The 24,669-nt window shown below is 72.2% G+C and carries 18 protein-coding genes, 1 pseudogene and 1 riboswitch; of the genes and pseudogenes, 5 read left to right on the top strand and 14 right to left on the bottom strand.

Annotated features, from left to right (window positions below; genetic code table 11):
* Positions 1-29 precede the first annotated feature (29 nt).
* Positions 30-2,573: an ABC transporter permease gene (locus ACFV9H_RS32850; RefSeq protein WP_385405523.1), complete on the top strand. Its 2,544-nt coding sequence runs from the start codon at positions 30-32 to the stop codon at positions 2,571-2,573.
* 53 nt (positions 2,574-2,626) lie between these two features.
* Here the strand turns inward: ACFV9H_RS32850 and ACFV9H_RS32845 are convergent, their stop codons facing one another.
* The 9 genes and pseudogenes from ACFV9H_RS32845 to ACFV9H_RS32805 form a co-directional block, all read right to left on the bottom strand.
* Positions 2,627-4,042, bottom strand: coding sequence for a class I SAM-dependent methyltransferase (locus ACFV9H_RS32845; RefSeq protein ID WP_385405521.1), 1,416 nt, complete (start codon positions 4,040-4,042; stop codon positions 2,627-2,629).
* A gap of 135 nt (positions 4,043-4,177) precedes the next feature.
* Complete coding sequence (locus ACFV9H_RS32840; RefSeq protein ID WP_385405518.1) at positions 4,178-5,563, bottom strand: NAD(P)/FAD-dependent oxidoreductase; 1,386 nt, start codon at positions 5,561-5,563, stop codon at positions 4,178-4,180.
* 438 nt (positions 5,564-6,001) lie between these two features.
* Positions 6,002-6,943, bottom strand: coding sequence for an exopolyphosphatase (locus tag ACFV9H_RS32835; protein WP_385405515.1), 942 nt, complete (start codon positions 6,941-6,943; stop codon positions 6,002-6,004).
* Positions 6,940-7,491, bottom strand: a complete 552-nt coding sequence (locus tag ACFV9H_RS32830) for a DUF501 domain-containing protein (RefSeq protein ID WP_385405512.1) — start codon at positions 7,489-7,491, stop codon at positions 6,940-6,942. The genes ACFV9H_RS32835 and ACFV9H_RS32830 overlap by 4 nt, the downstream gene beginning before the upstream one ends.
* A 42-nt stretch (positions 7,492-7,533) precedes the next feature.
* Complete coding sequence (locus tag ACFV9H_RS32825; RefSeq protein WP_385405509.1) at positions 7,534-8,022, bottom strand: septum formation initiator family protein; 489 nt, start codon at positions 8,020-8,022, stop codon at positions 7,534-7,536.
* Between the two features lie 111 nt (positions 8,023-8,133).
* Positions 8,134-9,420: a phosphopyruvate hydratase gene (gene eno / locus ACFV9H_RS32820; RefSeq protein WP_385405507.1), complete on the bottom strand. Its 1,287-nt coding sequence runs from the start codon at positions 9,418-9,420 to the stop codon at positions 8,134-8,136.
* 275 nt (positions 9,421-9,695) lie between these two features.
* The gene (locus ACFV9H_RS32815) at positions 9,696-10,391 is read right to left on the bottom strand and encodes a transglycosylase family protein (RefSeq protein ID WP_385405504.1); all 696 of its coding nucleotides are present in this window, start codon (positions 10,389-10,391) and stop codon (positions 9,696-9,698) included.
* A gap of 2 nt (positions 10,392-10,393) precedes the next feature.
* Positions 10,394-10,566, bottom strand: a riboswitch (cyclic di-AMP (ydaO/yuaA leader).
* A gap of 276 nt (positions 10,567-10,842) precedes the next feature.
* Complete coding sequence (locus ACFV9H_RS32810; RefSeq protein WP_385405502.1) at positions 10,843-11,910, bottom strand: transglycosylase family protein; 1,068 nt, start codon at positions 11,908-11,910, stop codon at positions 10,843-10,845.
* A gap of 103 nt (positions 11,911-12,013) precedes the next feature.
* Positions 12,014-12,166, bottom strand: a pseudogene (locus ACFV9H_RS32805) (cytochrome P450); the annotation flags it as partial.
* A gap of 47 nt (positions 12,167-12,213) precedes the next feature.
* Here ACFV9H_RS32805 and ACFV9H_RS32800 point away from each other — a divergent pair.
* The gene (locus tag ACFV9H_RS32800; protein ID WP_385405499.1) at positions 12,214-13,476 is read left to right on the top strand and encodes a cytochrome P450; all 1,263 of its coding nucleotides are present in this window, start codon (positions 12,214-12,216) and stop codon (positions 13,474-13,476) included.
* Between the two features lie 135 nt (positions 13,477-13,611).
* Positions 13,612-14,799, top strand: coding sequence for a globin domain-containing protein (locus tag ACFV9H_RS32795; protein ID WP_385405496.1), 1,188 nt, complete (start codon positions 13,612-13,614; stop codon positions 14,797-14,799).
* 28 nt (positions 14,800-14,827) lie between these two features.
* Here ACFV9H_RS32795 and ACFV9H_RS32790 read toward each other — a convergent pair whose 3' ends face one another.
* Complete coding sequence (locus ACFV9H_RS32790; protein WP_385405493.1) at positions 14,828-15,871, bottom strand: nucleoside triphosphate pyrophosphohydrolase; 1,044 nt, start codon at positions 15,869-15,871, stop codon at positions 14,828-14,830.
* Positions 15,872-15,880: 9 nt separating this feature from the next.
* A complete protein-coding gene (locus tag ACFV9H_RS32785; RefSeq protein ID WP_385405491.1) occupies positions 15,881-16,522 on the bottom strand; it encodes a SurA N-terminal domain-containing protein in 642 nt (213 codons plus the stop codon).
* 278 nt (positions 16,523-16,800) lie between these two features.
* On the opposite strand from ACFV9H_RS32785, the gene ACFV9H_RS32780 reads away from it, so the two are divergent.
* Complete coding sequence (locus tag ACFV9H_RS32780; protein WP_385405488.1) at positions 16,801-19,206, top strand: YfhO family protein; 2,406 nt, start codon at positions 16,801-16,803, stop codon at positions 19,204-19,206.
* On the opposite strand, the gene ACFV9H_RS32775 is transcribed toward ACFV9H_RS32780, so the two are convergent.
* From ACFV9H_RS32775 to ACFV9H_RS32765, 3 genes are all read right to left on the bottom strand, one after another.
* Positions 19,194-20,705 (bottom strand): protein kinase, encoded by a 1,512-nt coding sequence (locus tag ACFV9H_RS32775; protein ID WP_385405542.1) that lies wholly within the window; start codon positions 20,703-20,705, stop codon positions 19,194-19,196. The genes ACFV9H_RS32780 and ACFV9H_RS32775 overlap by 13 nt on opposite strands.
* A gap of 56 nt (positions 20,706-20,761) precedes the next feature.
* Positions 20,762-21,373, bottom strand: coding sequence for a hypothetical protein (locus tag ACFV9H_RS32770; protein WP_385405486.1), 612 nt, complete (start codon positions 21,371-21,373; stop codon positions 20,762-20,764).
* A 122-nt stretch (positions 21,374-21,495) separates the two neighbouring features.
* Positions 21,496-23,526, bottom strand: coding sequence for an N-6 DNA methylase (locus ACFV9H_RS32765; protein WP_385405483.1), 2,031 nt, complete (start codon positions 23,524-23,526; stop codon positions 21,496-21,498).
* Positions 23,527-23,737: 211 nt separating this feature from the next.
* Here ACFV9H_RS32765 and ACFV9H_RS32760 point away from each other — a divergent pair, with 211 nt between their 5' ends.
* Entirely contained in the window at positions 23,738-24,460 is a 723-nt protein-coding gene (locus ACFV9H_RS32760) for a hypothetical protein (RefSeq protein WP_385405480.1), read from the top strand.
* Positions 24,461-24,669 lie beyond the last annotated feature (209 nt).

Below are 24,669 nucleotides of genomic sequence, written 5' to 3'. Positions count from 1 at the left end.
GAACACCTCGAACCCTGGACTCCTCCACCATGTTCCGTACCGCCCTGCGCAACGTCCTCGCGCACAAGGCCCGGCTGTTGATGACGGTGCTCGCCGTCACCCTCGGCGTCGCCTTCGTCTCCGGCACCCTCGTCTTCACCGACACCCTCAGCAACGCCATGTCCAACCAGTCCGCAAAGTCCTACGACGGCGTCGCGGTCTCCGTGACCGACCGCGGGGTCTCCCGGGGCGAGGACGGCGAGAAGCAGGGCGACCCCGGCATCAGCCAACAGACCCTCGACCGGGTCAAGGCGCTGAAGGGCGTCGACTCCGTCTCCGGCCGGGTCACGGGCTTCGCCGGCGTCGGCGACGAGAACGGCAAGCTGATCGGCAGCGGCTGGGCCAACGCCGGCTCCAACTACGCCCCCGTCAAGGACGGCAAGGACCCGCGCTACGACTTCACCACGGGCACCGGCCCGGCCACGGCCCAGCAGGTCGCCCTCGACAAGGAGACGGCCGCCAAGGGCAAGTACAAGGTCGGCGACAAGGTCCGCGTCGCCACCAACGGCCCGGTCGAGGAGTACACCCTCTCCGGTGTCTTCACCACGGAGGACGGCGCGGTCAACGCGGGCGGCAGCCTGGTCCTGTTCGACACCGCGGTCGCCCAGGAGCTCTACCTCCAGCCCGGCTACTACAGCGAGCTCTCCGTCGGCGCCAAGGCGGGCACCACCGCCGACCAGCTGCTGACCGAGATCAAGCCCCTGCTGGGCAAGAACTCCGAGGCCAAGACCGGCGCCGCCCTCGCCGCCGAGCAGGCCAGGCAGATCGAGCAGGCCATGTCCGGCATGAGCACCGGTCTGCTGATCTTCGCCGGTGTCTCCCTCTTCGTCGGCATCTTCCTCATCTACAACACCTTCACCATGCTGGTCGCCCAGCGCACCAAGGAACTCGCCCTGCTGCGCGCCGTCGGCGCCAACCGCGGCCAGGTCAGGCGTTCGGTCCTCATGGAAGCCGGGGTCGTCGGCCTCGTCTCCTCGGCCATCGGCATGGTCTCCGGCATCGGCCTGGCCGTCGCCATGCGCTCCGCGATGGGGCTCTTCGACGCCAAGATCCCGGCCGGCTCGCTGATCATCGCCCCGGCCACCGTGGTCATCGCGCTGGTCATCGGCGTCCTGGTCACCATGCTCGCCGCCCTGCTGCCCGCCTGGCGGACCTCCAGGATCGCCCCGGTCGCCGCCATGGGCAGCGCCCACCTCCCCGCCACGATGAAGTCCCTGGTGCTGCGCAACTCCATCGGCAGCGTCCTGGCCCTCGTCGGCGTCGGCACGGTCTTCCTCGGCGTCAGCCAGAAGAGCGACGGCCGCATGACCATCGCGGGCGGCGCCTTCCTGCTCCTCATCGGCCTCTTCGTCCTGCTGCCGATGCTCTCCCGCCCGGTCATCGCCACCGTCCGCCCGCTGCTGGAGAAGGTCTTCGGCGTCGCCGGCAAGCTGGCCGCGCAGAACGCGGTCCGCAACCCGCGCCGCACCGCCGTCACCGCCGCCTCCCTGACGATCGGTCTGACCCTGGTCACCGCCATGTCGGTGATGGGCATCACCGTCGGCCAGGCCGTCGACAAGGCGACCACGCAGAACGTCAAGGCCGACTACAAGGTCACGATGGCCGGCGAGGGCATGAACCTCGACAAGTCCGTGATCCCGGCCCTGGAGAAGGGCAAGGGCGTCACCGCCGTCTCCCCGAAGGCCATGGAGATGGTCAAGCTCGCCGGCACCTCCGAGATGGTCAGCGGCGTCAACCCGGCCGCGCTGGCCGCCGTACTGGACGTCAAGACCACCGCCGGCAACCTCGCCGCCCTCGGCGAGGGCAAGCTGATGGTCTCCGCGAAGGAGGCGGAGAAGAAGGGTCTGACGGTCGGCTCCACGGTCGACGCCCAGTACGACGACGGCCAGAAGGGCAAGCTCCAGGTCGGCGCGATCTTCGACGGCAAGGACCAGCTCCTCGACTACGTCCTCGACAACAAGATCCTCGCCGCGCACAACGAGCAGCAGTACCTGCCCGAGGTCCTCGTCAAGACCGCCGGCGGCGCCACCGAGGCGAACCAGCAGGCCGTCATCGACGCCCTCGGCAAGAGCCCGGCCATCAAGGTCTCCGACAAGGCCGACATCCGCAACGACATGGCCGGCGAGATCAACACGGCGCTGAACATCATGTACGGCCTGCTCGGCATGGCCCTGATCATCGCCGTCCTCGGCGTCGTCAACACCCTCGCGATGTCGGTCTACGAGCGCCAGCAGGAGATCGGCATGCTGCGGGCGGTCGGCCTCGACCGGCGCCGGGTCAAGAACATGATCCGCCTGGAGGCCGTGGTCATCTCGCTCTTCGGCGCGGTCCTCGGCATCGGCGTCGGCGTCTTCCTCGCCTGGGCCGGCGGCAAGACCATCGCGGGCTCGATCCCGGGCTATTCGCTGGTCATCCCCTTCGACCGGATCGGGATCTTCTTCGCCCTCGCCGGACTGGTCGGCGTCCTGGCCGCCATGTGGCCGGCCCGCAGCGCCGCCCGCCTGAACATGCTGACCGCCATCAAGACGGAGTAGCGGTACGGAAACACGCGAAGGGCCCCGGGGCAGCCGCCCCGGGGCCCTTCGCGTTACGTGTCCTGTCCGCCCCAGGTGCGCAGCCGCAGCGGCAGCCCCGACTCCCCCGCCGCCGAAGACCGCACCGCGAGGACCTGGTTGACGCCGAGCCGGCCCCGCTCGAAGCCCAGCGCGGAGGCCGCCATGTACACCAGCCAGACCCGGGCCCGCCCGGGCGAGGTCAGCCGTACGCACTCGTCCCAGTGCGCCTCCAGCCGCGCCACCCAGGCCCGCAGGGTCAGCCCGTAGTGCTCGCGCAGCGCCTCCACGTCGCGGACCTCGAAGCCGGCCCGCTCCAGCTCGCCGACGGTGGTGCCGAGCGGGGAGAGCTCCCCGTCGGGAAAGACGTAGGCGTCGATGAACTCGTCGATGCGGTAGGCGTCTTCGTCGGGCTCAGGGGGGCGGGCGATCTGGTGGTTCAGCAGTCGTCCGCCCGGGCGCAGCAGGGCGTGCAGGGTGCGGGCGTAGTCCCGGTAGCGGTCGGCGCCGACGTGTTCGGCCATGCCGATGGAGGAAATGGCGTCGTACGGGCCGTCCTTGACGTCCCGGTAGTCCTGGATGCGGATCTCCACCCGGTCGGTCAGGCCCTCGTCGGCGACCCGCTTGAGGGCGTACGCGGCCTGTTCTCGGGAGAGCGTGATGCCGGTGACCCGGACGCCGTACTCGCGGGCCGCGTGCACCGCCATGGAGCCCCAGCCGCAGCCGACGTCGAGGAGCCGGTCGCCGGGGCTCAGCGCGAGTTTGCGGCAGACGAGGTCGAGCTTGTCGTGCTGGGCCGCTTCCAGGCTCCCGCCGGGCGTCCAGTACGCGCAGGAGTACACCATCGAGGGGCCGAGCACCCGTTCGTAGAAGTCGTTGCCGACGTCGTAGTGGTGGCTGACGGCCTGTCGGTCCCGGCCCTTGCTGTGCCGCGGCCCGCCACGCCCGACGGCCGCCTCCTCGGCCGGGGGCCCGGGCGGGGGCAGCGGTCCGGCGAGCCCGATCAGCTCGCGCACGGCGGCCCGGTGCGCGGGGTCGCGCAGCAGCCGGGCGGCCTCGGGCAGGGCTGCCGGGCGGGCCTCCCGCGCGCGGCGGGCGATGCCCCCCAGGACCGCGAGCGGCCCGGTCCGGCCGGCCGGCTTCCCGGCCGGGGCGGATGGGGCGGCGAGCGGCACGTCGCGCTCCCTCTCCCAGAGGAGCCCCGCCACCCGGTCCAGCAGCTCGAACAGGTCGCCCTCGACCGTCAGTTCGCCCGCGACCCAGGCGCGGGCGAGGCCCAGTTCACCCGGCTTCCACAGCATCCGGCGCACGGCACGGCGGTGGTGGAAGACGAGCACGGGACCGCCGGGCGGGCCCGCCTCGCTGCCGTCCCACGCACGGATGCGCACGGGCAGCGGGGCTCCCAGCAGGGTCTCGGCTAGAGCAGCCAGCCGCGGCGCGGCGTCGTTCATGGCGCACCTCCACAAAAGCTCCGACCCATCCGTCTACCCACTACGGACCGCGGGTACGCCGAAGGGGCCGCCCGCACCACGGATGGCGGGCGGCCCCTTCGGGGTCGTGCTCGGGTTCGTGCCGTCAGGCCCGGGCTAGGAGGCCTTGGCCTTCTGTGCCGGAGCTGCCGCGGCGGCCGGAGCCGGCGCCGGCTTGGCGGCCTCGTAGAACTCCTCGCGGGGGGTCTCCAGCGCTCCGAGGGAGACGACCTCACGCTTGAGGAACATGCCGAGGGTCCAGTCGGCGAACACGCGGATCTTGCGGTTCCAGGTCGGCATGGCCATGCCGTGGTAGCCGCGGTGCATGTACCAGGCGAGCCGGCCCTTGAGCTTGATCTTCATCTTGCCCATGACGATCATCGCGACGCCCTTGTGGAGGCCGAGGCCCGCCACCGCACCCTTGTTGGAGTGCGAGTACTCGTGCTGCGGGAAGCCCCGCATGCCCGAGATGACGTTGTCGCCGAGGACCTTGGCCTGGCGCAGCGCGTGCTGGGCGTTCGGCGGGCACCAGGCGTTCTCGACGCCGGCCTTGCGGGCGGCGACGTCCGGAACCTGGGCGTTGTCGCCGGCGGTCCAGATGTAGTCCGTGCCCTTGACCTGGAGGGTCGGCTCGGCGTCCACGTGGCCACGGGGGCCCAGCGGCAGGCCGTAGCGGGCCAGCACCGGGTTGGGCTTGACGCCCGCGGTCCAGACGATGGTGTTGGAGTCGACCTCGAGGCCGTTCTTCAGCACCACGTGGCCCTCCACGCAGGAGTCCATGGAGGTGTTGAGGTAGATCTCGATGCCGCGCGACTCGAGGTGCTCCTTGCCCCAGGTGCCGAGCTTGGGCCCGACCTCGGGAAGGATCTTGTCGGCCGCGTCGACCAGGATGAAGCGCATGTCCTCGCGCTTGATCGTGGAGTAGTACTTCGCGGCATCGCGGGCCATGTCCTCGACCTCGCCGATGGTCTCCGCGCCGGCGAAGCCGCCGCCGACGAAGACGAAGGTGAGGGCCTTGCGGCGGACGTTCTCGTCCGTCGTGGACTCGGCCTTGTCGAGCTGCTCGAGGACGTGGTTGCGCAGGCCGATGCCCTCTTCGACGCCCTTCATGCCGATGCCCTGTTCGGCGAGGCCGGGGATCGGGAAGGTGCGGGAGACGGCGCCGAGCGCGATCACCAGGTAGTCGAAGGGCAGCTCGTACGCCTCGCCGACGAGCGGCGTGACGACGGCGACCTTGCGGTCCTGGTCAATGCTGGTGACCCGGCCGGTGAGAACCTCTGCCTTGGGCAGCACGCGTCGCAGCGGGACGACGACGTGCCGAGGCGAGATGCTGCCTGCGGCCACTTCGGGGAGGAAGGGCTGGTAGGTCATGTACGACCGCGGGTCGACGACCGTGACGGTCGCCTCGCCGTAGCGCATCTTCTTCATGATGCGCTTCGCCGCGTACAGGCCTACGTACCCACCTCCTACAACGAGGATCCTGGGACGCTCCGTGGTGCTCATGGAACGAGTATCCAGCACCCCCAGGGGTGATGCTCGTGAGCCCCTTCACAAGCAGTCCGGGACCCTCTGCTACACTCCGCGGCCCACGTGACGGAGGTCATGGCGCGCAACGGGAACCACGGTGTAACGGGAGTCGTTGTTCACCCGTCCTGAACTGGGCTGTAGGCCCTCAACCGGACTGGACCACCGGCTTTTGTCCATACGTCTGATGCGGAACCCGTAGCGTCCAACATTCGCACGAACGCTCGGGCAAAAGGGGCCTGAGGGCCCTCCGAGGGCCTCGAAAGGCCCTTTCGGCGGCCCGGCAGACCCCTTTTCCTTGTGAAGAACTTCACGAACTTGATGTGGACCATGGGACCAAAGTCCCCCGCGGACCCCGTCTTCGGGCGGTTGAACAGACGATTCCGCCTGGGAATCCGCTGCCGATCATGGTCCGTCTCAGGCGACGGACCAGGCGATCCCGTCCAGGATGTCGTGCTCGGAGACGACGACCTCCGAGGCCCCGACGCGCTCCATGATGGCGAGCAGGACCAGGACGCCCGCGCCGATCACGTCCACCCGTCCCTCGTGCATCACGGGGATCGCGGCGCGCTCGGCGTGCGTCTCGTTGAGCATCCGCTCGCTGATCTCCCGGACCTGCTCGTAGGACATCCGGGAGTGGTGGATCTCCGACGAGACGTACTCCTGCAGGCCGAGCGCGATCCCGGCGGCCGTGGTCACCGAGCCGGCCAGCCCCACCAGGGTGCGGGCCTCGCGCAGCGGGACCGACTCCTCGGCCAGGTCCAGCGCGGCCTCGATGTCGGCCCGCATCGCGGCGATCTGCCCGGCGGTCGGCGGGTCGGTGACGACCCCGTCCACCACCAGGTGGCGCTCGGTCATGCGGACGCAGCCCACGTCCACCGAGCGGGCGGCGCGCACGTGCTCCTCGCCGACCACGAACTCCGTCGAGCCGCCGCCGATGTCCACGACCAGGAACGGCCGCTCCAGGTGCTCGTGCGCGGTCAGCTCCTTGGTGGCGCCGGTGAAGGAGAACTCCGCCTCCTCCTCGCCCGAGATGACCTCGGGCTCGACGCCCAGGATCTCCTTGACGCCCCGCACGAAGTCGTCCCGGTTCTCGGCGTCGCGGGACGCGGAGGTGGCCACGAAGCGCACCCGCTCCGCGCCGAGCTCCTTGATGACCGCCGCGTACTCGCGGCAGGCGGCGAAGGTGCGCTCCAGGGCCTCCGGGGCCAGCCGGCCGGTCTTGTCCACGCCCTGGCCGAGCCGGACGATGGTCATCCGGCGGTCCAGCTCGACCAGGTCCCCGGTGGCCGGGTCCAGGTCGGCGACGAGGAGCCGGATGGAGTTCGTACCGCAGTCGATGCCCGCGACCCGGCTCATGCGGACTCCTCTTCCTTCTTGTCCGCCTTGTCCGCGCACGGGGTGACGCAGGGACCCTTGGCCCACCACTCCGGCAGCATGGCGAGGGCCTCGTCGCCGAACGGGTTCACGCCCGGGCCCGCGGCCAGGGAGTGGCCGACCAGCACGTGCAGGCACTTCACCCGGTCCGGCATGCCGCCGGCGCTCGGGAAGCCCTGGAGCACCTCGATGGCGTCACGGCGCCGGATGTAGTCCTCGTGCGCGGCCCGGTAGGCGGCGGCCAGCTCCGGGTCCTCGGCGAGTCGGGCCTGCATCTCCTTCATCACGCCGTTGGCCTCCAGCGTGCCGATGGCGCCGGCCGCACGCGGGCACGTCAGGTAGTACAGCGTCGGGAAGGGAGTGCCGTCGGGGAGTCGCGGGGCGGTCTCCACGACGTCCGGCTGGCCGCAGGGGCAGCGGTGCGCGATGGCGCGCAGCCCGCGCGGCGGGCGGCCGAGCTGCTGCTGGAACGCATCGACGTCGGCGTCGGTCGGCTCGGTCCGGTCGGTCTGGGGCGGGGGCGTCTGCATGCCTGGAGGAAGTCTCTTCGTTCTCGTGGATGGGTGCGGTGCTCAGTCGCCCGGGCGGTCGGCCTTGTCGACGCCGTCCCAGACGTTCGAGTACCAGGGCCGGTTCGGGCCGGCCTGGCCGGTCCGGTGCCGCTCGGCGGCCTCGGCTCCGGGGTCGGTCATGACGTAGCCGATCTCCCCCGGGCGCAGGAAGTGCAGGTGCTTGCGCGCCTGCTGTTCCGCGTACGCGTCGTCCTGCCAGCGGGCCTTCTCGTCGCGGAGCCGCTCCAGGCGGTCCCGCGCGGTCACGGCGTCCCGCTGCTGCTCCGCGATCTCCGCGCGTTGGGAGACGTACTGGCGCATCGGATACGCGAGGGCGACGACCAGCGTACAGAGGACGAGCACCAGGAGGGCCGCGCGGCCGGTGAGCCGGCTGCGGCGGACCTGACGGCGCGACTGCGAGCGGTAGACGTGGGCGGCGGTCCGCTCACCGAGCTGCTTGAGCCTGGTCGCGGTGGAGAAGGTGGAGAACCGATCCCGGTTCCCGGCCATTGATCCGCCTCCCCTGTGTACACGTACTACGCAATACGTCCCCGCACACGGTACGGGACCGAGTGCGGGGACGTACGGAAGCTAGAGCTCAGTCTTCGGCAACAGCCGTGATCAGCCCTTGAAGCGCGGGAAGGCGGAGCGGCCCGCGTACACGGCGGCGTCGTCGAGGATCTCCTCGATGCGCAGCAGCTGGTTGTACTTGGCGACGCGGTCCGAGCGGGCCGGGGCGCCGGTCTTGATCTGACCGCAGTTCACGGCGACGGCGAGGTCGGCGATGGTGACGTCCTCGGTCTCGCCGGAGCGGTGCGACATCATGCACTTGAAGCCGTTGCGCTGGGCCATCTCGACGGCGTCGAGGGTCTCGGTCAGCGAACCGATCTGGTTCACCTTCACGAGCAGGGCGTTCGCGGAGCCCTCCTCGATGCCGCGGGCCAGGCGCTCCGGGTTGGTGACGAAGAGGTCGTCGCCGACGATCTGCACCTTGGAGCCGATGCGCTCGGTGACGGTCTTCCAGCCGGCCCAGTCGTCCTCGAACAGCGGGTCCTCGATGGAGACGAGCGGGTACGCCTCGACGAGCTCGGCGTAGTAGTCGGTCATCTCGGCGGCCGAGCGGGACTGGCCCTCGAACTCGTACTTGCCGTCCTTGTAGAACTCGGACGCGGCGACGTCGAGCGCGAGCGCGATGTCCTTGCCCGGGGTGTAGCCGGCCTGCTTGATGGCCTCGACGATGAGGTCGAGCGCGGCGCGGTTGGACTCCAGGTTCGGGGCGAAGCCGCCCTCGTCACCGAGACCGGTGGAGAGGCCCTTGGTGTGCAGGACCTTCTTGAGGGTGTGGTAGACCTCGGCGCCCCAGCGAAGGGCCTCGGAGAAGGACTCCGCGCCGATCGGGGCGATCATGAACTCCTGGATGTCGACGTTGGAGTCGGCGTGCGACCCACCGTTGAGGATGTTCATCATCGGAACGGGCAGCAGGTGCGCGTTCGGTCCGCCGAGGTAGCGGAAGAGCGGAAGGTCCGAGGCCTCGGACGCGGCGTGCGCGACGGCGAGGGAGACGCCGAGGATGGCGTTGGCGCCGAGGGAGCCCTTGTTCTCGGTGGCGTCCAGGTCGATCATCGCCTGGTCGATCAGGCGCTGCTCGGTGGCGTCGTAGCCGACGAGCTCCGGGCCGAGCTGCTCGATGACGGCGAGGACGGCCTTCTCCACGCCCTTGCCGAGGTAACGGTCGGGGTCACCGTCACGGAGCTCTACGGCTTCGAACGCTCCGGTGGAGGCACCGGACGGAACTGCAGCACGGCCGGTGCTGCCATCGTCGAGGCCCACCTCGACCTCGACCGTGGGGTTGCCTCGGGAGTCCAGGATTTCCCGGGCTACGACGACGTCGATGGACGGCACGAGCATCTCCTTCTGGGATGTGACGCTGGGTGTGCGGCGGCATGTCAGGCCGTGGGACGGCCCTGCCGCTTAGAGCCTAACCGGCTCCGGGCACTCGGCCTGCCGACCGCCCGGGTCCTGGGACGAAAAAGGGCCCGAATACCCCCGTTCCCGGACATAGGACTCTGGAGAAGGGGGGCTTGGCCTGCCGAAACGCCGCCGCCCGGCGCGTGGGGGGAAGACGCGCCGGGCGGTGGGGCTGTCACGTGTGGTGAAGACACCTGCGGCTATTGCCGCATTGTTCAGCTGAGCTTCAGCTTCTGACCCGGGAAGATCAGGTCGGCGTCCGAGACGATGTCCTTGTTCAGCTCGAAGAGCTTCTCCCAGCCGCCCTGGACGCCGTTTGCCGTGGCGATGTCGCCCAGGGTGTCGCCGGACTTGACCTCGTACGAACCGTTGCCGGTCTTCGGGGCCTCGGTGCGCTCGGAGCGGGTGGTCGGGGCCGGGGTCTCGGAGCGCTTCGGCTCCGTCTTCTTCGGCTCGGACTTCTTCGGCTCGGTCTTCTTGGGCTCGGTCTTCTTGGGCTCGGTCTTCGGCTTCTCGGTCGAGCCGCCACCGGTGTAAGAGGAGTTCGACAGGCCGACGCCGCAGGACGGCCAGGCGCCCTTGCCCTGACCCTTGAGGACCTTCTCGGCGATGGCTATCTGCTGGGACTTCGAAGCCTGGTTGGCCTGCGGGGCGTAGGCCTTGCCGCCGTACGCGGCCCAGGTGGAGGACGAGAACTGCAGGCCGCCGTAGTAGCCGTTGCCCGTGTTGATGGCCCAGTTGCCACCGGACTCGCACTGTGCGACGCGGTCCCACTCGGAAGCGGTCGCGGCGCTCGCGGTGCCCGCGGCCATCAGGGGCGCGGCGACGACGGCACCGGCGACACCGGCGAGCGTGACGATGCGGGCGGCCTTGGTGGCGCGACGGTGCTTGCCCTTGCCGGAAAGCAGCATGAGGTTCTCCTCACCGACGCCTACGAGGTGAGCTGTCGGGTTCGGGCGAGTGAGTTGCCCGGCCGTGCGACCCAGCGCACGTCTTAACCCCCAGCCGGTTGCGTGACCGTCTTTCAACGGCCGCTCCCGGCACCTACCTTGGTTCCCCCGCTCCTGCCTTCGGCGCTTTACGCGACGACTGTTCCCCCCGTCCGCCGGCAGGATTCGGCGATGCGGTCGAAGGAGCCCGCGGTGGCGAGCGATTCAGAAGGTAGACAGGTCTCCCCCCGATGTTCAACGAGCCACATCGGGGGGAAACGACCCCTACTTGCGCCCCTCCCAAGGGCGTTTGCGCAGGTGAGGACGGGGTTTGCGGAAGCCCCGAGGCGGGACACGCCAGTTGACCGGAAGAGACACATGTCTCACTTACAGAAAACGGACAATCAACTCTTTCCGGATGGCTGAAGTGCCCTTATTGCGCAGTTAGATCCAGGTTCTGGCCGGGCTTGATCAAGTTGGCGTCCTCGCCGATGACCTGCTCGTTGGCCTCGTACAGGGCGTTCCAGCCGCCCTTGACCCCCTTGGCATCCGCGATGGCCGCCAGGCTGTCGCCCGCCTTCACGGTGTACGAGGGCGCCGACGCGGCGTCAGATGTGACGGGCGCCTCGGCGGCGGGCGCGCCGCGGTGCTTGCCGCTGCCCTCGCCGGGCGCGGCCGGCGGTGCGGTGGAGGCGTCGGGGGTCACGGGGGCGCCCGGGTCGGCCGGGGCGCTCGGGTCGGCCGGGGTCACCGGCGGCAGGCCCGGGGTGGTCGGCGGGGTGGCGGGCGGGGTGGCGGGCGGGGTCGTGGGCGGCGTGGTGGGCGGCGTGGTCGGCGTGCCCGGGTCCGCCGGGTTGCCCGGGGTCACCGGCACCGTGGGGTCCGGAACCGTGGGGTCCGGCACCGGGAGGTCCGGCACCGGGAGGTCCGGCGCCGGCATGACGGGCAGTCCGAGGTTCGGTCCGAGCGGGCCGTCGGGGACGGTCGGGGTCGGGGTCGGGGCCCCGAAGTCCGTGGACGGCGGCACGGTTCCGCTCGGCGGCACGACGTCGTCCGGGCGGGCCGGCGTGGAGCCGACGGCGCCGTGGTTGCCGGCGTGACCGGGGTCCACGACCGCGGCGGGGCCCTGCGCGTCCAGTCCGGCGGGAGCCGCGCACATCGGCCACGCCTGCGGGCCCCGCGCCGCGAGCACCCGCTCGGCGACGGCGATCTGCTGGGACCGGCTGGCGAGGTCGGCCCGTTCGGCGTATTCGAGCCCGCCGGCCTCCCGCCACTCCTCCTGAGTGAACTGGAGTCCGCCGTAGGCGCCGCTGCCGAAGTTGGCGCTCCACGTGCCGCCGCTTTCGCATTCGGCGACCTTGTCCCACGTGGAGGTGTCGGCCGCGCTCGCGCTGGTGGCGGCGAGCAGCGGCAGGGCCAGCGCGGAGCCGGTGACTCCGGCCGTGACGACTATCGCGGGCACCTGACGGGGGCGTCTGTGGCGGCCGTTCCCGGAACGCATGAGGCTGCACCTTTCGCATAACGGCGGGGTAACGGCAGAACCTAGCGGCCATCGAACGCATGTCACAAGTTCGCTCGGGAACTGACTTCGGGTCAGGCGGCGCTCAGGCGTTTGGCGGTGCGAAGCGAAAGGGAAGGGTGCGCAGGCCACGCATGGCGAGTCCGCCGCGCAGGCGCGGCCCTTCGGGTGGAACGGCGAGTTCCAGATCCGCCGGACGCGACAGCAAACTCGCGAGCGCGGTCCGCCCTCCAAGCCGATGGGAGCCCGTGAGGCGGTTCGGCCCATCACGGTTACGGTCAGAGCGTGCACGAAGACGCCTCCGCCGCCCCGCCGCCCACTCTTTTCGACTGGGAGTTCGCCACCGACCCCTACCCGGCCTACGCCTGGCTGCGCGAGCACTCCCCGGTGCACCGCACCAAGCTCCCCAGCGGGGTGGAGGCCTGGCTGGTGACCCGGTACGCCGACGCCCGACAGGCCCTCGCCGACCAGCGGCTCAGCAAGAATCCGGCGCACCACGCGGGATCGGCTCACGCCAAGGGCAAGACCGGTATCCCGGGGGAGCGCAAGGCGGAGCTGATGACGCACCTGCTCAACATCGACCCGCCCGACCACACCCGGCTGCGGCGGCTCGTCTCCAAGGCGTTCACGCCCCGGCGGGTGGCCGAATTCACCGGACGGGTTCAGGAGCTGACGGATCAGCTCCTCGACGGCTTCGCCGAGCGGGGGGAGGCGGACCTCATCCACGAGTTCGCCTTCCCGCTCCCCATCTACGCCATCTGCGAGATGCTCGGCGTACCGCGCGAGGACCAGGACGACTTCCGCGACTGGGCCGGGATGATGATCCGCCACGCCGGAGGCCCGCGCGGCGGGGTGGCCCGCTCGGTCAAGCAGATCCGCGGCTACCTCGTCGAGCTGATCCACCGCAAGCGCGACGACCTGGGCGACGACCTGATCTCCGGGCTGATCCGGGCGAGCGACCACGGCGAACACCTCACCGAGAACGAGGCCGCCGCGATGTGTTTCGTGCTGCTTTTCGCCGGTTTCGAAACGACGATCAACCTCATCGGCAACGGGGCCTACGCCCTGCTGCGCAACCCTGACCAGCGCGAGCGTCTCCAGGTCTCCCTGGCTGCCGGCGAGACCGAGCTGGTGGAGACGGGCATCGAGGAACTGCTGCGCTACGACGGCCCCGTGGAACTGGCCACCTGGCGGTACGCGACGCAACCGCTGACTCTGGGCGGCCAGGACATCCCGGCCGGCGACCCCGTCCTGGTCGTCCTCGCCGCCGCCGACCGAGACCCGGAGCGGTTCACCGACCCGAACACCCTCGACCTCTCCAGGAGCGACAACCAACACCTCGGATACGGTCACGGCATCCACTACTGCCTGGGAGCCCCCCTGGCCCGACTGGAGGGCCAAACGGCCCTCGCCACGCTGCTGACCCGCCTGCCCGACCTCGAACTCGCCGTCGACCCCTCGGAGCTGCGGTGGCGGGGTGGTCTCATCATGCGGGGCCTGCGCACGCTGCCGGTCCGCTTCACCCCGAGCGCCTGCCCCCGGGCATGACGAAGGCCCCACCCGCCATCCCATATGGCCGGTTCATCGCGGCTGTCCGTAGATGGGCCGTCGCTTGACCTCACGTACTCCGACGATCCTACTTTCGGTCGTGTGGATGTGAGGATCTTGAAAAGCAGCTTCGCGGTGGTGGAGAGACGGGCCGAACACGCGGTCAAGTTCTTCTACTCCCACCTGTTCTGGCACAACCCCGGAGTCCGTGAGCTCTTCCCGGCCTCCTTCGAGGACATGGAAAGACAACGGGACCGGCTCTTCGCCGCGCTCACGCACGTGATCGCCCACCTGGAGAACGAGAGCCTGGTCCCCTACCTACGCGATCTGGGGCGCGACCACCGCAAGTTCATGGCCGGCCCCGAGCACTACACGGCCGTCGGCTCCAGCCTGCTCGCCGCGCTCGCCGAGACCTCCGGCGACGCCTGGACCCCGCAGGTGGAGAAGGCGTGGACCGAGGCGTACCAGGTGATCGCCGACGCGATGATGGGCGGCGCCGCCACCAGCGAGGACCCGCCCTGGTGGGACGCGGAGGTCGTACGCCACCTCCAGTACGGGGAGGACATCGGAGTGCTCACCCTGCGGCCCCTCGTCCCCTTCCCCTATCGCCCCGGCCAGTACACGAGCGTGAGCAGCGAACGGGTCCCGACGACCTGGCGCACCTACTCCATCGGCAACGCCCCCCGCCCCGACGGCACCGTCGACCTGCACGTCAGCCGGATCGAGCGGGGCCGGCTCAGCGGCTCCCTGGTCCGCGAGACGCAGCCGGGCGACATGCTGCGGCTCGCCGCCGCCGGTGGGCAGCTGACCTTCCGCCGCGAGGACCGCCCGGTCAGCTTCATCGCCGCGGGCACCGGCTGGGCGCCGATCCGGGCCATGCTGGAGGAACTCGCGGAGCACCCTCCCGATCAGGACGTGCGGCTGTTCGCGGTGGCGCGGGACGCCGCGCACCTCTATGACCGGCCGCTCATCGACGAGTACGCCGCCGCCTTCGGCTGGCTGAGCGTCACCTACATCACCCCCGCTCCCGGCCGGCACCGCAACCAGGCCACGGACCGGCTCGCCACCGCCCTCTGCAACCGGGGGCTCTGGCCCGACCAGGACGTCTACCTCAGCGGGCCGCCGCTGTTCATCAACGAGACCGCGTACCTCCTGGAGGAGCTGGGTGCCCCGCCCAGCCGGATTTTCCACGACTCCGTACCTGCCGGTGGCAAAGGCCACGGCACCGAGCACGGCCGCCGCCCCCTGGGCTTCGGCGAGTGGTTCCTGAACCGCCCCTCGCCACACTGGCACGACCCTTCGCGCCGCGCGCCGAAGGACTGACGCACCACCCGAACACCGCTGCTGGGGGCTATTCGCCGACGCCCTCGGCCGCACGGATCGCGTCCCGGTAGACGCGGGCCGCCGCCCGCAGTGCCGTCTCGGGGTCGATCCCCTCCTGCTCCGCGCGCGCCGCCAGCGCCAGCAGCTCGTACCCGACGCCCTCACCCCTGGGCAGCTCCACGGCCACATCCCCCGCACGGGCCCGGCCGGCGAGCTTGGCCGCGAGCGCCAGACCGGGCTGGCCCAGCGGGATCCCGTCGGTGACCGACTCCCGCCCCTTCTCCACCGCCTTGGTGCGCTGCCAGTGCTCGTGCACGTCCTCGGGGGTCTCGGCCGCGGCGTCGCCGAACACGTGCGGATGCCGGTGGATCAGCTTCTCGACCAGGGTCCCGGCCACGTCGTCGATGGAGAACGCCTCCGCGGCCTCCTCGGTGTCCTCGGTGTCCCCCGCGTCCCCCACGCCCTCCTGCGCGATCCGCGCGTGGAAGACCACCTGGAGCAGGACGTCGCCGAGCTCCTCGCGCAGCTCCGTGCGGTCCCCGGCCTCGATGGCCTCGACGAGTTCGTACGCCTCCTCGATCGCGTACTTCGCCAGGCCCTCGTGGGTCTGCTTCGAGGTCCACGGGCACTCGCGCCGGACCCGGTCCATCACCTGGACCACGTCGAGCAGGCGCGCGCCCGGCAGGTCGTACGAGCCGGGCAGCAGCTCCAGGTCGGGCATCGAGAGGCGGCCCGAGCCGGCGAGCCGCGCCAGCCCGTCGGTGAGCCGCTGGTCGCCCTCCCCGCCGGGGAGCACCACGACCGTACGGCCGCCCGCGCAGGCCTCGACCAGCGCGTGCGCGTCCGGGCTCGCGTGCTCGACCTCGATGCCGGCCTCCCGCAGGTACGGCAGCTGCGGGTGGCCGGTGTCGGCGCACAGCACCCGGTCCGCGGCGTGCAGGGTCTGCCACGCCGGCCAGGACAGCACGCCGGGGGCGACCCGGTGGCTGGTGGTCAGCAGGACGATGCGGCCGGTGGGCTCGGTGGCTGCGGGGTCGGCGGGCGCGGGGTCGGCGGGTGCGTGGTCGGTCACCCTTCGAACCTACCTCTGCGCGGCCGCCATCGGATCCACGGGGGCGCCCTCGGCCTGGGAGCGCTGGACGATCCAGGGCGTCTCCCCGGCACCGAGCTTGATCTGCTTGGCGTCCCAGGCTCCGTAGCGCGGGTTCACCTCGATGCGCAGCGCCTTCACGGCGGCCCGGGCGGGCTCTTCGAGCTTCCCGTTGCCGTACTTGGCGGTCAGCTTGGTGAGCAGCACCCGGTCCCGCAGGAAGCGGTCGACCTGGCCGGGGGCCATGGCGCCCTTCTGCAGGAGCAGCGCCTCGAACTGCTCGGCCCCGCCGTTCTCGGCGACGTACGCCTTGCGCTCCTCCTCGATGTCCTTCTGGGACACCTCGATCCCGGCGGTGTCGGCCATCTTGTCGATGATCCGGCTCTGGAGCATCGAGTCGAGCTTCTGCCGCTCCAGGTTCGGCGTGCTCGCGATGAGCTCGGTGGAACCCTGCCCGGAACGGTTCTGCGCGGCCCGGACGTCGTTCACCTGGGCCTGGAGGGCGGAGGTGGTGATCCGTTCACCGCCGACGACGGCCGCGGTACCGGGGCGGGTCTCGCCCGAGCAGGCGGCCAGCAGGGGAGCCGCCAGGAGCAGGGCGGCGGAGACGGAGATCGCTGTGCGACGGTGCAAAGGAGCCTCCAGGGCCGGGAGATTGTGCGTTCTTGCACAAGGCCGTGCGGTGATCGATGTTATGAGGTCGAGGTGATCGGGACCACCGGTTCGACCAACGATTCGCGCGCGGACTGAACACGCTCCGTTCATAGGCGAGTCGGCCCACGCCGGCATGTCCGCCGCGCCACCCGGTCACCCGTCCTGGGGACCCCACCGCCCCGGCCCGTCGCCCCGTGGGCGGTTGGCCACCCGCAGGCCACCCTTCGGTCACCCGGTGCTGCCAAGGTGCGCGCACCATGTCGACACCGCACCTCTCGCCGCACAGCGCACCGCGCCGCCGGAGCCTGCACGGCTCCGTACTCGCCGCCCTGCTCACGGCGGTGGGCGTCTGCGCCGGGGACGCCGTCGCCCGCGTCTTCCCGTACGGGCCGCGTCACCGCAGCATCAACGACCTCGGCAACCAGTTCGTGCCCTTCCACGCGCAGCTGTGGGACCTCCTGCACGGCCGTGCGGAGGGCGGACTCCTGTTCAACTGGCGCTCCGGGTACGGCACGAGCTTCCTGCCGGATCTGGGGACCTACCTGGCCAGCCCGTTCGCCCTGCTGGTCGGGCTGTTCCCGCGCGCCGACACGGACCTCGCCGTGTACGTGGTCACCGTGCTCAAGACGATGGCCGCGGCGGCGGCGATGGCCTGGCTGCTGCGGACCCAGCGGCGCGGCCCGTGGTGGGCGGCGGGGCTGCTCGGGGCCTCGTACGCACTGTGCGGCTGGTCGGTGATCGAGGCCTCCTACAACCCGATGTGGCTGGACGGGCTGATCGCCTTCCCGCTGCTCTGCCTGACCGGCGAATGGGCGCTGCGCGGGCGCCGCCCGGTGCTCGGCGTGCTGGTCGTGGCCGTCTGCTGGACGGCGAACTTCTACACCGCCTACATGGCGACCCTGGGCGCCGCCCTGGTCGTGCTCGTACGAGTGGTACTGGCGCGGGAGGGCGTCCGGGAGCGCCTCGCCGTGGTCGGGCGGGCGGCCGGGACGACCGTGCTGGGGATCGCGCTCGCGGCTCCGGTGCTGCTCCCGCTGTTCCTCAGCTCCGGGCAGGCCTACCCGGGGTGGGTGAAGGAGTTCCGGCCGGTGTCCTGGGCCGACCTGTTCGCGCGGCTGCTGCCGGCGACTTATTCCTTCTCCTCCCCCGCCGTCTTCGTCGGGACCGGCACGCTGCTGCTGGTGGCAGCGCTGCCCTTCCACCGGGCCGTGCCCGCGCGGACCCGGCTGTGCTGGGCGGGGCTGACGGCGGCCGTGGCGCTGTCCCTCCAGTGGGCGCCGACGCACCTGGCCTGGCACCTCTTCGCCACCCCGAACGGAAGCCCGTACCGGCAGACCTTCGTGCTGGCCGGCGTCGCCGTGATCGCCGCCTGGGCCGGGCTCGCGGCCGGGCTGCCGGGGCTCCGGGCGCTGGCCGCCGGGGCCGGGCTGCTGACGGCGGCGGCCCTGTGGGCGAGCGACAGCCCCCTGACGACGCGCCTCGGGTACGTGCTGTTCGGCGGCGGGCTGGCGCTGGCGGGCGTCGCCTGGTGGGCGCTGCGCCACCGCCGCCTGGTCCTCCCGGCGGCGGCCCTGCTCGCGGCGGTGCTCGCCGGTCAGGCCGCCGCGACCACCGCCTACGGCCACAAGGGCAAGCTCGGCGGCCTCGACGACTACCCGTCCTGGGGCCCGGCCCACACCGCGCGCGCCGAGGCCCTGGCGGGGGCCGAGGGCTGGCCCGCGTACCGCACCGACCCGAGCCGGCCGGCGCTGACGGGCAACGACCCGATGCTGCTGGGCGGGGAGGGCGGCGCCTACTACAGCAGCCACACCCCGGCGGTGTTCACGAACACGATGGTGGCCCTGGGGGCCGGCTGGACCTCGCGCGGGCGCAACGTGCAGAGCATCGACAGTCCGGTGACGGACGCCGTCTTCGCGGTCGGCGCCCGCCTCCAACCCGACGGCTCGATCCGGCGCGCGGAGGTCCCCCCGCTGGTGACGACCCGCCCGCCGGGAGCGCCCCTCTCCTACGGGGACTCGCCCTTCGCCAACCAGGAGCTGCTGCTGGGCGCGAAGGTGTACGAGGATCCGCGGGCGCCCGGGGTCTGCCGCGCGGGCACGGAGGCGTACCTGTGGGCCCCGGAGTACAACGCGACGGCCCGCCTGGCCGACGGCCCCGCCTTCCGGCTGAACGGCAACGCGCCCCGCAACCGGGCGGCCGTCCAACCACTGGGCGTCTCCCGCGGGCCCTCCTCGGCGCTGGTCTTCGACTCGGCCCCGCCGCCCCGCTGGACCCTGTCCTGCCTGGACCGCGCGCGGCTCGACCCGGCGGTGGCCGCCCTGCGCGCCACGGCGGCGACCTCGGTTCGGGTCGGCTCCTCGGAGGTCCGGGCCACGCTGCCCGCGGGCGCCACGGGCACGGCGGTGCTCTCCGTCCCGGCGATCGCGGGCTGGACCTGCAACGACCGCCCGGCCTCGACCCACTTGGGCCTGGTCGCGGTCCCGTTGGACGGCCGCACCACCACCGTCACCTGTTCCTTCCGACCGCCGGGCCTGCTCCCGGGCGCGGCGGTGGCGGGCGCGGCCCTGCTGGTCCTGGCCGCCCTGCGGTGGCGCTCGCGGCGGCGCGGGCGCGCCGGGCGCGCGACGGGCGGATCAGCCTCGGAGCCGGGTCAGCGCACCTGACCCAGCCACTGCAGGGTCCGGCGCACCTCGGCGGGGAAGGGGTGGGCCGGGCCGTGCAGGCGTTCCGCGTCGAAGAGCAGTCGGGCCAGGGTGCCGTGGGCCGACTGGCGGTCGCCGAGGGAGAGCTGCAGGTGCGCTATCCGGCGGCGGATCTCCAGGGGCAGGCCCGGGTCCGGGTTGGCGTAGTGGTTCTCGAAGAGCGGGAGCAGTGAGCGGTATTCCGCCAGGGCGGCGGCAGGTTCCCCGAGTTGCTCCAGGCACTGGGCCGAGTCGTAGCGGAAGCGCAGGGCCTGCGGGTCGCCGGCCGGGAACTCGTCGGCGAGGCGACGCAGTTCGGGCAGGGCGCGACGGTACTGACCGTCGCCCATCAGCGTGGCGGCGTACTGCTTGCGCAGGGAGCGGACCACCGGGGAGTGCTCCCCGTGCTCGGCGGCGGCCGCCGGGAGGATGCCGCCGAGGATGTCCACGGCCTGGGTGAGCATCCCCTGGTCGAGGAGGCGACGGGCCTGGTCCACGGCGCCCGGGATGTCCGGCTTCGCGGGGGCCGTCGGCGGCGCGCTCGGCCGGGGCGGGGCGCCCGGAACCGACGGGACCGCGGGGACGCCCGGGAACGCCGGCCCCGGGATCGCGGTGACGGCCGCCGCCCGGTCGGGCCAGGGGGCCTGGGGCCGCAGGAACGGGCGGGTCGGGTCGAGCGGGCCGGTCGGGGCGGCGCTGCCGCGGGCGGGCAGCAGCGGGGTGAGGGCCTCGTAGACCTCCTGCGCGGAACCGGGGCGGTCCTGCGGGTCCTTGGCGAGGAGGCGGAGCAGGATCGCCTCCAGCTCCTCCGGGACCTCCGGGCGCAGCCCGCGCACCGGCTGCGGGGGCTCGTAGAGGTGGCGGTGCAGGACGCCGAGGGCGGTGGACCCGGCGAAGGGGACGTTGCCGCTGAGGAGTTCGTACAGCAGCACGCCGAGCGCGTAGAGGTCGGTGTACGGGCCCACCGCGCCGCCCATGGCCTGTTCGGGGGCCATGTAGGCGGGGCTGCCGATGGGCGAGCCGGTGCTGGTGAGGCGGGTGGTGTCGGTGTCCATCACCGAGGCCACGCCGAGGTCCAGGACGAGCACGGTGCCGTCCGGACGGATCATCACGTTGCGGGGCTTCAGGTCCCGGTGGACGATCGGCACCGCGTGCACGGCCGACAGCACCGAGCACAACTGCGCGACGACCGAGACCGCCCACGGCCAGGGGTAGGGATCGTGCTCGGCGAGGTGGTCGGCGAGGTCCGAGCCCTCGACGTACCCCATGACCAGGTAGAGCTCGTCGCCGTCGCTGCCCGCGTCGTGCACGGTGACCAGCCCGGGGTGGTCGACCTGGGCCGTGACCCGGCACTCGCGCACGAAGCGGCGGCGCAGCTCCTCGGCGACGGTGCCGGGGCCCGCCACCTTGTCGGGGCGCAGCAGTTTCACCGCGACGCGCCGGTCGAGGCGCCGGTCGTAGGCCGTCCAGACCTGGCCCATGCCGCCCTGGCCGAGGATGGTGGCGAGCTGGTAGCGGTCGCCGATGAGCCGGTCGGTCACTGGTGGGGGTCCTGGAACGGGCTCGGGGTCTGGTTCGGGTCCTGCTGCTTGCGCAGCAGCTCGCTGAGCTCGTCGAGCTCGGCGCGCACCTGCCCGATGCGCGGGGCGGCGGGCGCCTGCGGGGGTGCCTGCGGCGGTACCTGCATCTGGCCCGGTACGGGCGTGGGCGCCTGGGACGGGTATCCGTACGAGGGCGTGGTCTGCTGCGTCGCGGCGTACGGGGCCGGCTGCGCCGGGTACCAGTGCGCGGCGGCCGCGACGGCCGCCTTCACCTCGTGGTGGCGGATGTCCATGGTGAGGAAGTAGACGCAGCTCGCGAAAGCGGTGATGAGGATGCCGGCGAGCGCCGTGTTGCCCTGCCAGCCGTCGTCCGTGGGCGTCTTGTCGAGCTCGATCAGCACGACCCACAGGACGCACAGCGCGATCGAGGTCCCCATCAGCACCCAGTCCCGGGTCCTGCGGGTCAGCAGCGCGAGCCGCAGCATCGAGGCCCAGGCCAGGAAGCCGCAGCTCAGGACGGGGAGCAGCGTGAACAGCACGCGCAGTGCCACCACTCCCCCGGAGGTGGGCCGGGGGCCATGCTGCGGCGGGATGCCGGGGCCGTGCATCGATGCTCCTGACGGGCCGTGCGGAAAGGCTTGCGCCTCTGAGCGTATAAGCCTTTCCGGCCGTCGGTGAGTGGGTGTGCCCAACCGTTGCACGCTCGCAGCACACCCGTCCGCCGCTCCCGCTAGTCCGGGGCGACCGTGCCGTCCGACAGGCCGTCGTAGAGGCCCTGTACGAGCTGTTCGCCGAGCCGTCCCGCCAGCCGCAGGGCGTCCTCGAACTCGGCGAGCGCGCGGAACCGGGCCCCGTAGCCTCGCTGTTCGGCCAGCGGCTGCCGGGGCAGCCGGAGCCGGCGCACGTCGAGGCGGGTGGCGGTGGAGGCGTGGCTGCTGGCGCGGCGGGTGCCCGCGGTGCCGCGCAGGAATCCTGCCAGGAACCACGGGTCGAGCGCGGCCGGGTCGGGGCGCAGCAGCACGAGGCCCCGGCCGGGGACCGCGCCGGCGGTGTCCGCGGAGACCACGCGGGCGACGGAGGCGGCACCGACGACGGGGACGAGGACGTCACCGGGGGCGGTGAGCACGGGCTCGTCGGGGCCGGCCGCCAGGGTGCCGGAGGGGCCCGTTCCGGCGTAGACGTCCTGTTCGGTGAGGACGGGGGCGCTTCCGGCGCCGGCGCCGGTGCCGGTGTGCAGCTCCAGGGCTCCGGCGCGGGCGAGTTCCCCGATGGTGGTCAGCGGCGGCCGGGCCGCGGTCCCGGCGGGCGGGGCGGCGGGCGGCGGGGTGAGCCGGGCCGCCCGGCCGAGGGTCTCGGTGAGGTGCTCCCGTACGGCGGTCAGCTCGGCCGGGCCGCCGCCCGCGGCGGGCGGCGGCAGGTGCCGGGCCGGGGTGAGGTCCACGTCGTCGTCGAGGAGCTCGACGACGGGCACGACGCGGGTCGTGCCCGGCACTTCCTCCACCGTTCCGGTGCGGTCGTACGCGGCCCAGGCGGCCTCGACCGCGCCGTACTCGGCGGCCGAACCGTCGACGAGCAGCAGCCCCGACGGGGGCGCCGCCTGCGGGGCGGGCCTGCGCAGCACCCACAGGTGCAGGGGGATCCCGTACGGGGGCGCGGCGCCGGCCGGGAGCCCGACGACGGCCCGCAGCGCGCCGCGGCGCAGCAGGTCGGCGCGGATGCGGCGGCCGGAGCGGCGGGCGGCGACGGCGGGCGGCATGAGCAGGACGGCGGTGCCGCCTTCGCGCAGGTGGGCCAGGCAGTGCTGGACCCAGGCGAGTTCGGATTCGGTTCGGGCCGGGAAGCCGTACTCCCAGCGGGGGTCGTAGGCCAGTTCCTCGTGGCCCCAGTTGCGTTCGTTGAACGGGGGGTGGCAGAGCACGGCGTCGAAGGTCTCGCCCGCGAAGGCGTCGACGCGCAGGCTGTCGGCGGCGGCCGCGCGGACCGGGGCGGGTCCCCCCAGGGCCAGGCGCAGCGCGGTGAGGGCGGCGAGTTCGGGCGCGGAGTCCTGCGCGTACAGGACGGTCGCCCCGGGAACGGCCCGCAGCAGGGTGCCGGTGCCGCAGGCGGGGTCGAGCACGGTGCGGACCGCGGGGCCGGCGAGCGCGGCCATGAGCGAGGCGAGGCCGTCCGGGGTCAGGGTGTACTGGCGGGGGTTGGCGTCGAGGTGACGGCCGAGCAGGAACTCGAAGGCCTCGCGGGCGCCGAGTTCGGCGGCGAGTTCGGCGGCGGCCCGCAGCAGCGGCACGGTGGCGGGGGGCAGCGGGACCTCGTCGAGGGCGTGGCCGGCGCCGAGGCGGGCGCGGAGCACCTCGTCGAGGACGGGCCGCAGCAGGTCGGCCATGTGCTCGTCGGGGGCGGCGGCCAGCTTCAGCCACTCGGCGGGCCGTTCCCGTACGACGAGCAGCGCGCCGCCGGCCTTGACGAGTGCGGTGACCGCTCCGCCGGGGTGGGCGGCGATCTGCTGCCAGACCCGTTCGCGGAGCGGGACCTCGGCGAGCTTGCCCTGGGCGCGCAGCCACTGTTCGACCTCGGGGAGGGCGAAGGAGGGGCTGGTCTCGGTGCCGCCGACGGGCTTGGGGAAGTCGGCGTGGCGGCGGCGCCAGTTGCTGACGGCGGCCCGGCCGACGCCGGCGAGGCGGGCGACGTCGGCCGCGGTGACCTCCGCGGGGGCGGTCGCTGCGGGGGTGTGGGGGGCCTGGGGGGCGCCGATCTCCTCGGACATGTCGGGGAGCATACCCGGCCACGCAGAAGAGACTCATTCACAGCGTGAACTCAGATTCTCCGACGCATCCTGTTGACTCGGTTCACAGACATCTGCTGTGATCGGCACGTCACACGGTCGACTCGACCTAACCGGACCCTCCTGTTCCGGTTGGCCGCCCGCTGCCCTACCCTTCCCCCGCCCCACCTTCCCTGCCACGGAGAGTCCCCCCATGCGAACCACCCGCCTCCCGATCGCCACCGCCGCCCTCGCCTGCGCCGCCGCCCTCGGGCTGACCGGATGCTCCGCGTTCGGACCGACCGGACCGTTCCCCGACCTGACCGGCTCCCAGGTGGCCGACAAGTCCGTGACCGCCCTGCGCGGCACGACCTCGCTCACCGTCAGCGGAAACGTCTGGGAGGAGGGCAAGCAGACGCAGCTGAACATGCAGGTCAGCAAGAGCGGCGACTGCAAGGGCACGATCTCCACGCAGGACGGCTCCTTCGAGCTGATCCGCAACGGGGAGTTCGTGTTCATCAAGGCCGACGAGCCCTTCTACCGCGGCCAGATGAAGGACCTGCCCAAGGAGCAGGCGGACGCCGCGGTCAAGATGCTGGCGGGCCACTGGCTGAAGTCGAAGGCGACGGACGAGGACTCGAAGGAACTGGCCACCCTGTGCGACCTCGCCGAGCTGCTCAAGGAGTTCGACGACAGTCAGGGCGCCCAGAAGGGCAAGGTCACCACGATCGACGGCAAGGAGGCGCTCACCTTGACGACGAAGACCACCGACGGCACCGAGACCCTGCTGGTGGCCACCCAGGGCGAGCCGTACCTGCTCAAGGCGAGCAACACCGGCAAGGAGCCGGGGGAGATCTCCTTCAGCAAGTTCAACGAGCCGGTGCAGGCCGTCGCCCCGACCGGCAAGGATGTCATCGACGCCGACAAGCTGGGCTGAACATCCCCTCAACGGGCGAATCATCCGAAACCCGCGTAGACGGAAGGGCACGCCGAACAGGTCGACAAGGGCCGGCAGATGGCGGAAGACAAGCCGGGCATCGACGAGGACCCGTCGAAATAGCCGCCGGTGGAGGCCGGGGCCCGCCGGGGCCCGCCGCCCCCGGGCGGGCGGTGGCCCGGGTGGGGGGGGTGGACAAACCCCGCCAC

It is taken from the genome of Streptomyces sp. NPDC059874, assembly GCF_042731135.1.
In the GTDB taxonomy this organism is placed as follows: Bacteria; Actinomycetota; Actinomycetes; order Streptomycetales; family Streptomycetaceae; genus Streptomyces.
Note: the sequence above shows the minus strand (reverse complement) of the source record. Positions and strands in the feature narration are given on the sequence as shown.

Bases quoted from the DNA above. Each gene is read 5' to 3' on its own strand.
- ACFV9H_RS32850 (WP_385405523.1), top strand. From the start codon at position 30: ATGTTCCGTACCGCCCTGCGCAACGTCCTCGCGCACAAGGCCCGGCTG.
- ACFV9H_RS32845 (WP_385405521.1), bottom strand. From the start codon at position 4,042: ATGAACGACGCCGCGCCGCGGCTGGCTGCTCTAGCCGAGACCCTGCTG.
- ACFV9H_RS32840 (WP_385405518.1), bottom strand. From the start codon at position 5,563: ATGAGCACCACGGAGCGTCCCAGGATCCTCGTTGTAGGAGGTGGGTAC.
- ACFV9H_RS32835 (WP_385405515.1), bottom strand. From the start codon at position 6,943: ATGAGCCGGGTCGCGGGCATCGACTGCGGTACGAACTCCATCCGGCTC.
- ACFV9H_RS32830 (WP_385405512.1), bottom strand. From the start codon at position 7,491: ATGCAGACGCCCCCGCCCCAGACCGACCGGACCGAGCCGACCGACGCC.
- ACFV9H_RS32825 (WP_385405509.1), bottom strand. From the start codon at position 8,022: ATGGCCGGGAACCGGGATCGGTTCTCCACCTTCTCCACCGCGACCAGG.
- eno (WP_385405507.1), bottom strand. From the start codon at position 9,420: ATGCTCGTGCCGTCCATCGACGTCGTCGTAGCCCGGGAAATCCTGGAC.
- ACFV9H_RS32815 (WP_385405504.1), bottom strand. From the start codon at position 10,391: ATGCTGCTTTCCGGCAAGGGCAAGCACCGTCGCGCCACCAAGGCCGCC.
- ACFV9H_RS32810 (WP_385405502.1), bottom strand. From the start codon at position 11,910: ATGCGTTCCGGGAACGGCCGCCACAGACGCCCCCGTCAGGTGCCCGCG.
- ACFV9H_RS32780 (WP_385405488.1), top strand. From the start codon at position 16,801: ATGTCGACACCGCACCTCTCGCCGCACAGCGCACCGCGCCGCCGGAGC.
- ACFV9H_RS32775 (WP_385405542.1), bottom strand. From the start codon at position 20,705: ATGGGCCAGGTCTGGACGGCCTACGACCGGCGCCTCGACCGGCGCGTC.
- ACFV9H_RS32770 (WP_385405486.1), bottom strand. From the start codon at position 21,373: ATGCACGGCCCCGGCATCCCGCCGCAGCATGGCCCCCGGCCCACCTCC.
- ACFV9H_RS32765 (WP_385405483.1), bottom strand. From the start codon at position 23,526: ATGTCCGAGGAGATCGGCGCCCCCCAGGCCCCCCACACCCCCGCAGCG.
- ACFV9H_RS32760 (WP_385405480.1), top strand. From the start codon at position 23,738: ATGCGAACCACCCGCCTCCCGATCGCCACCGCCGCCCTCGCCTGCGCC.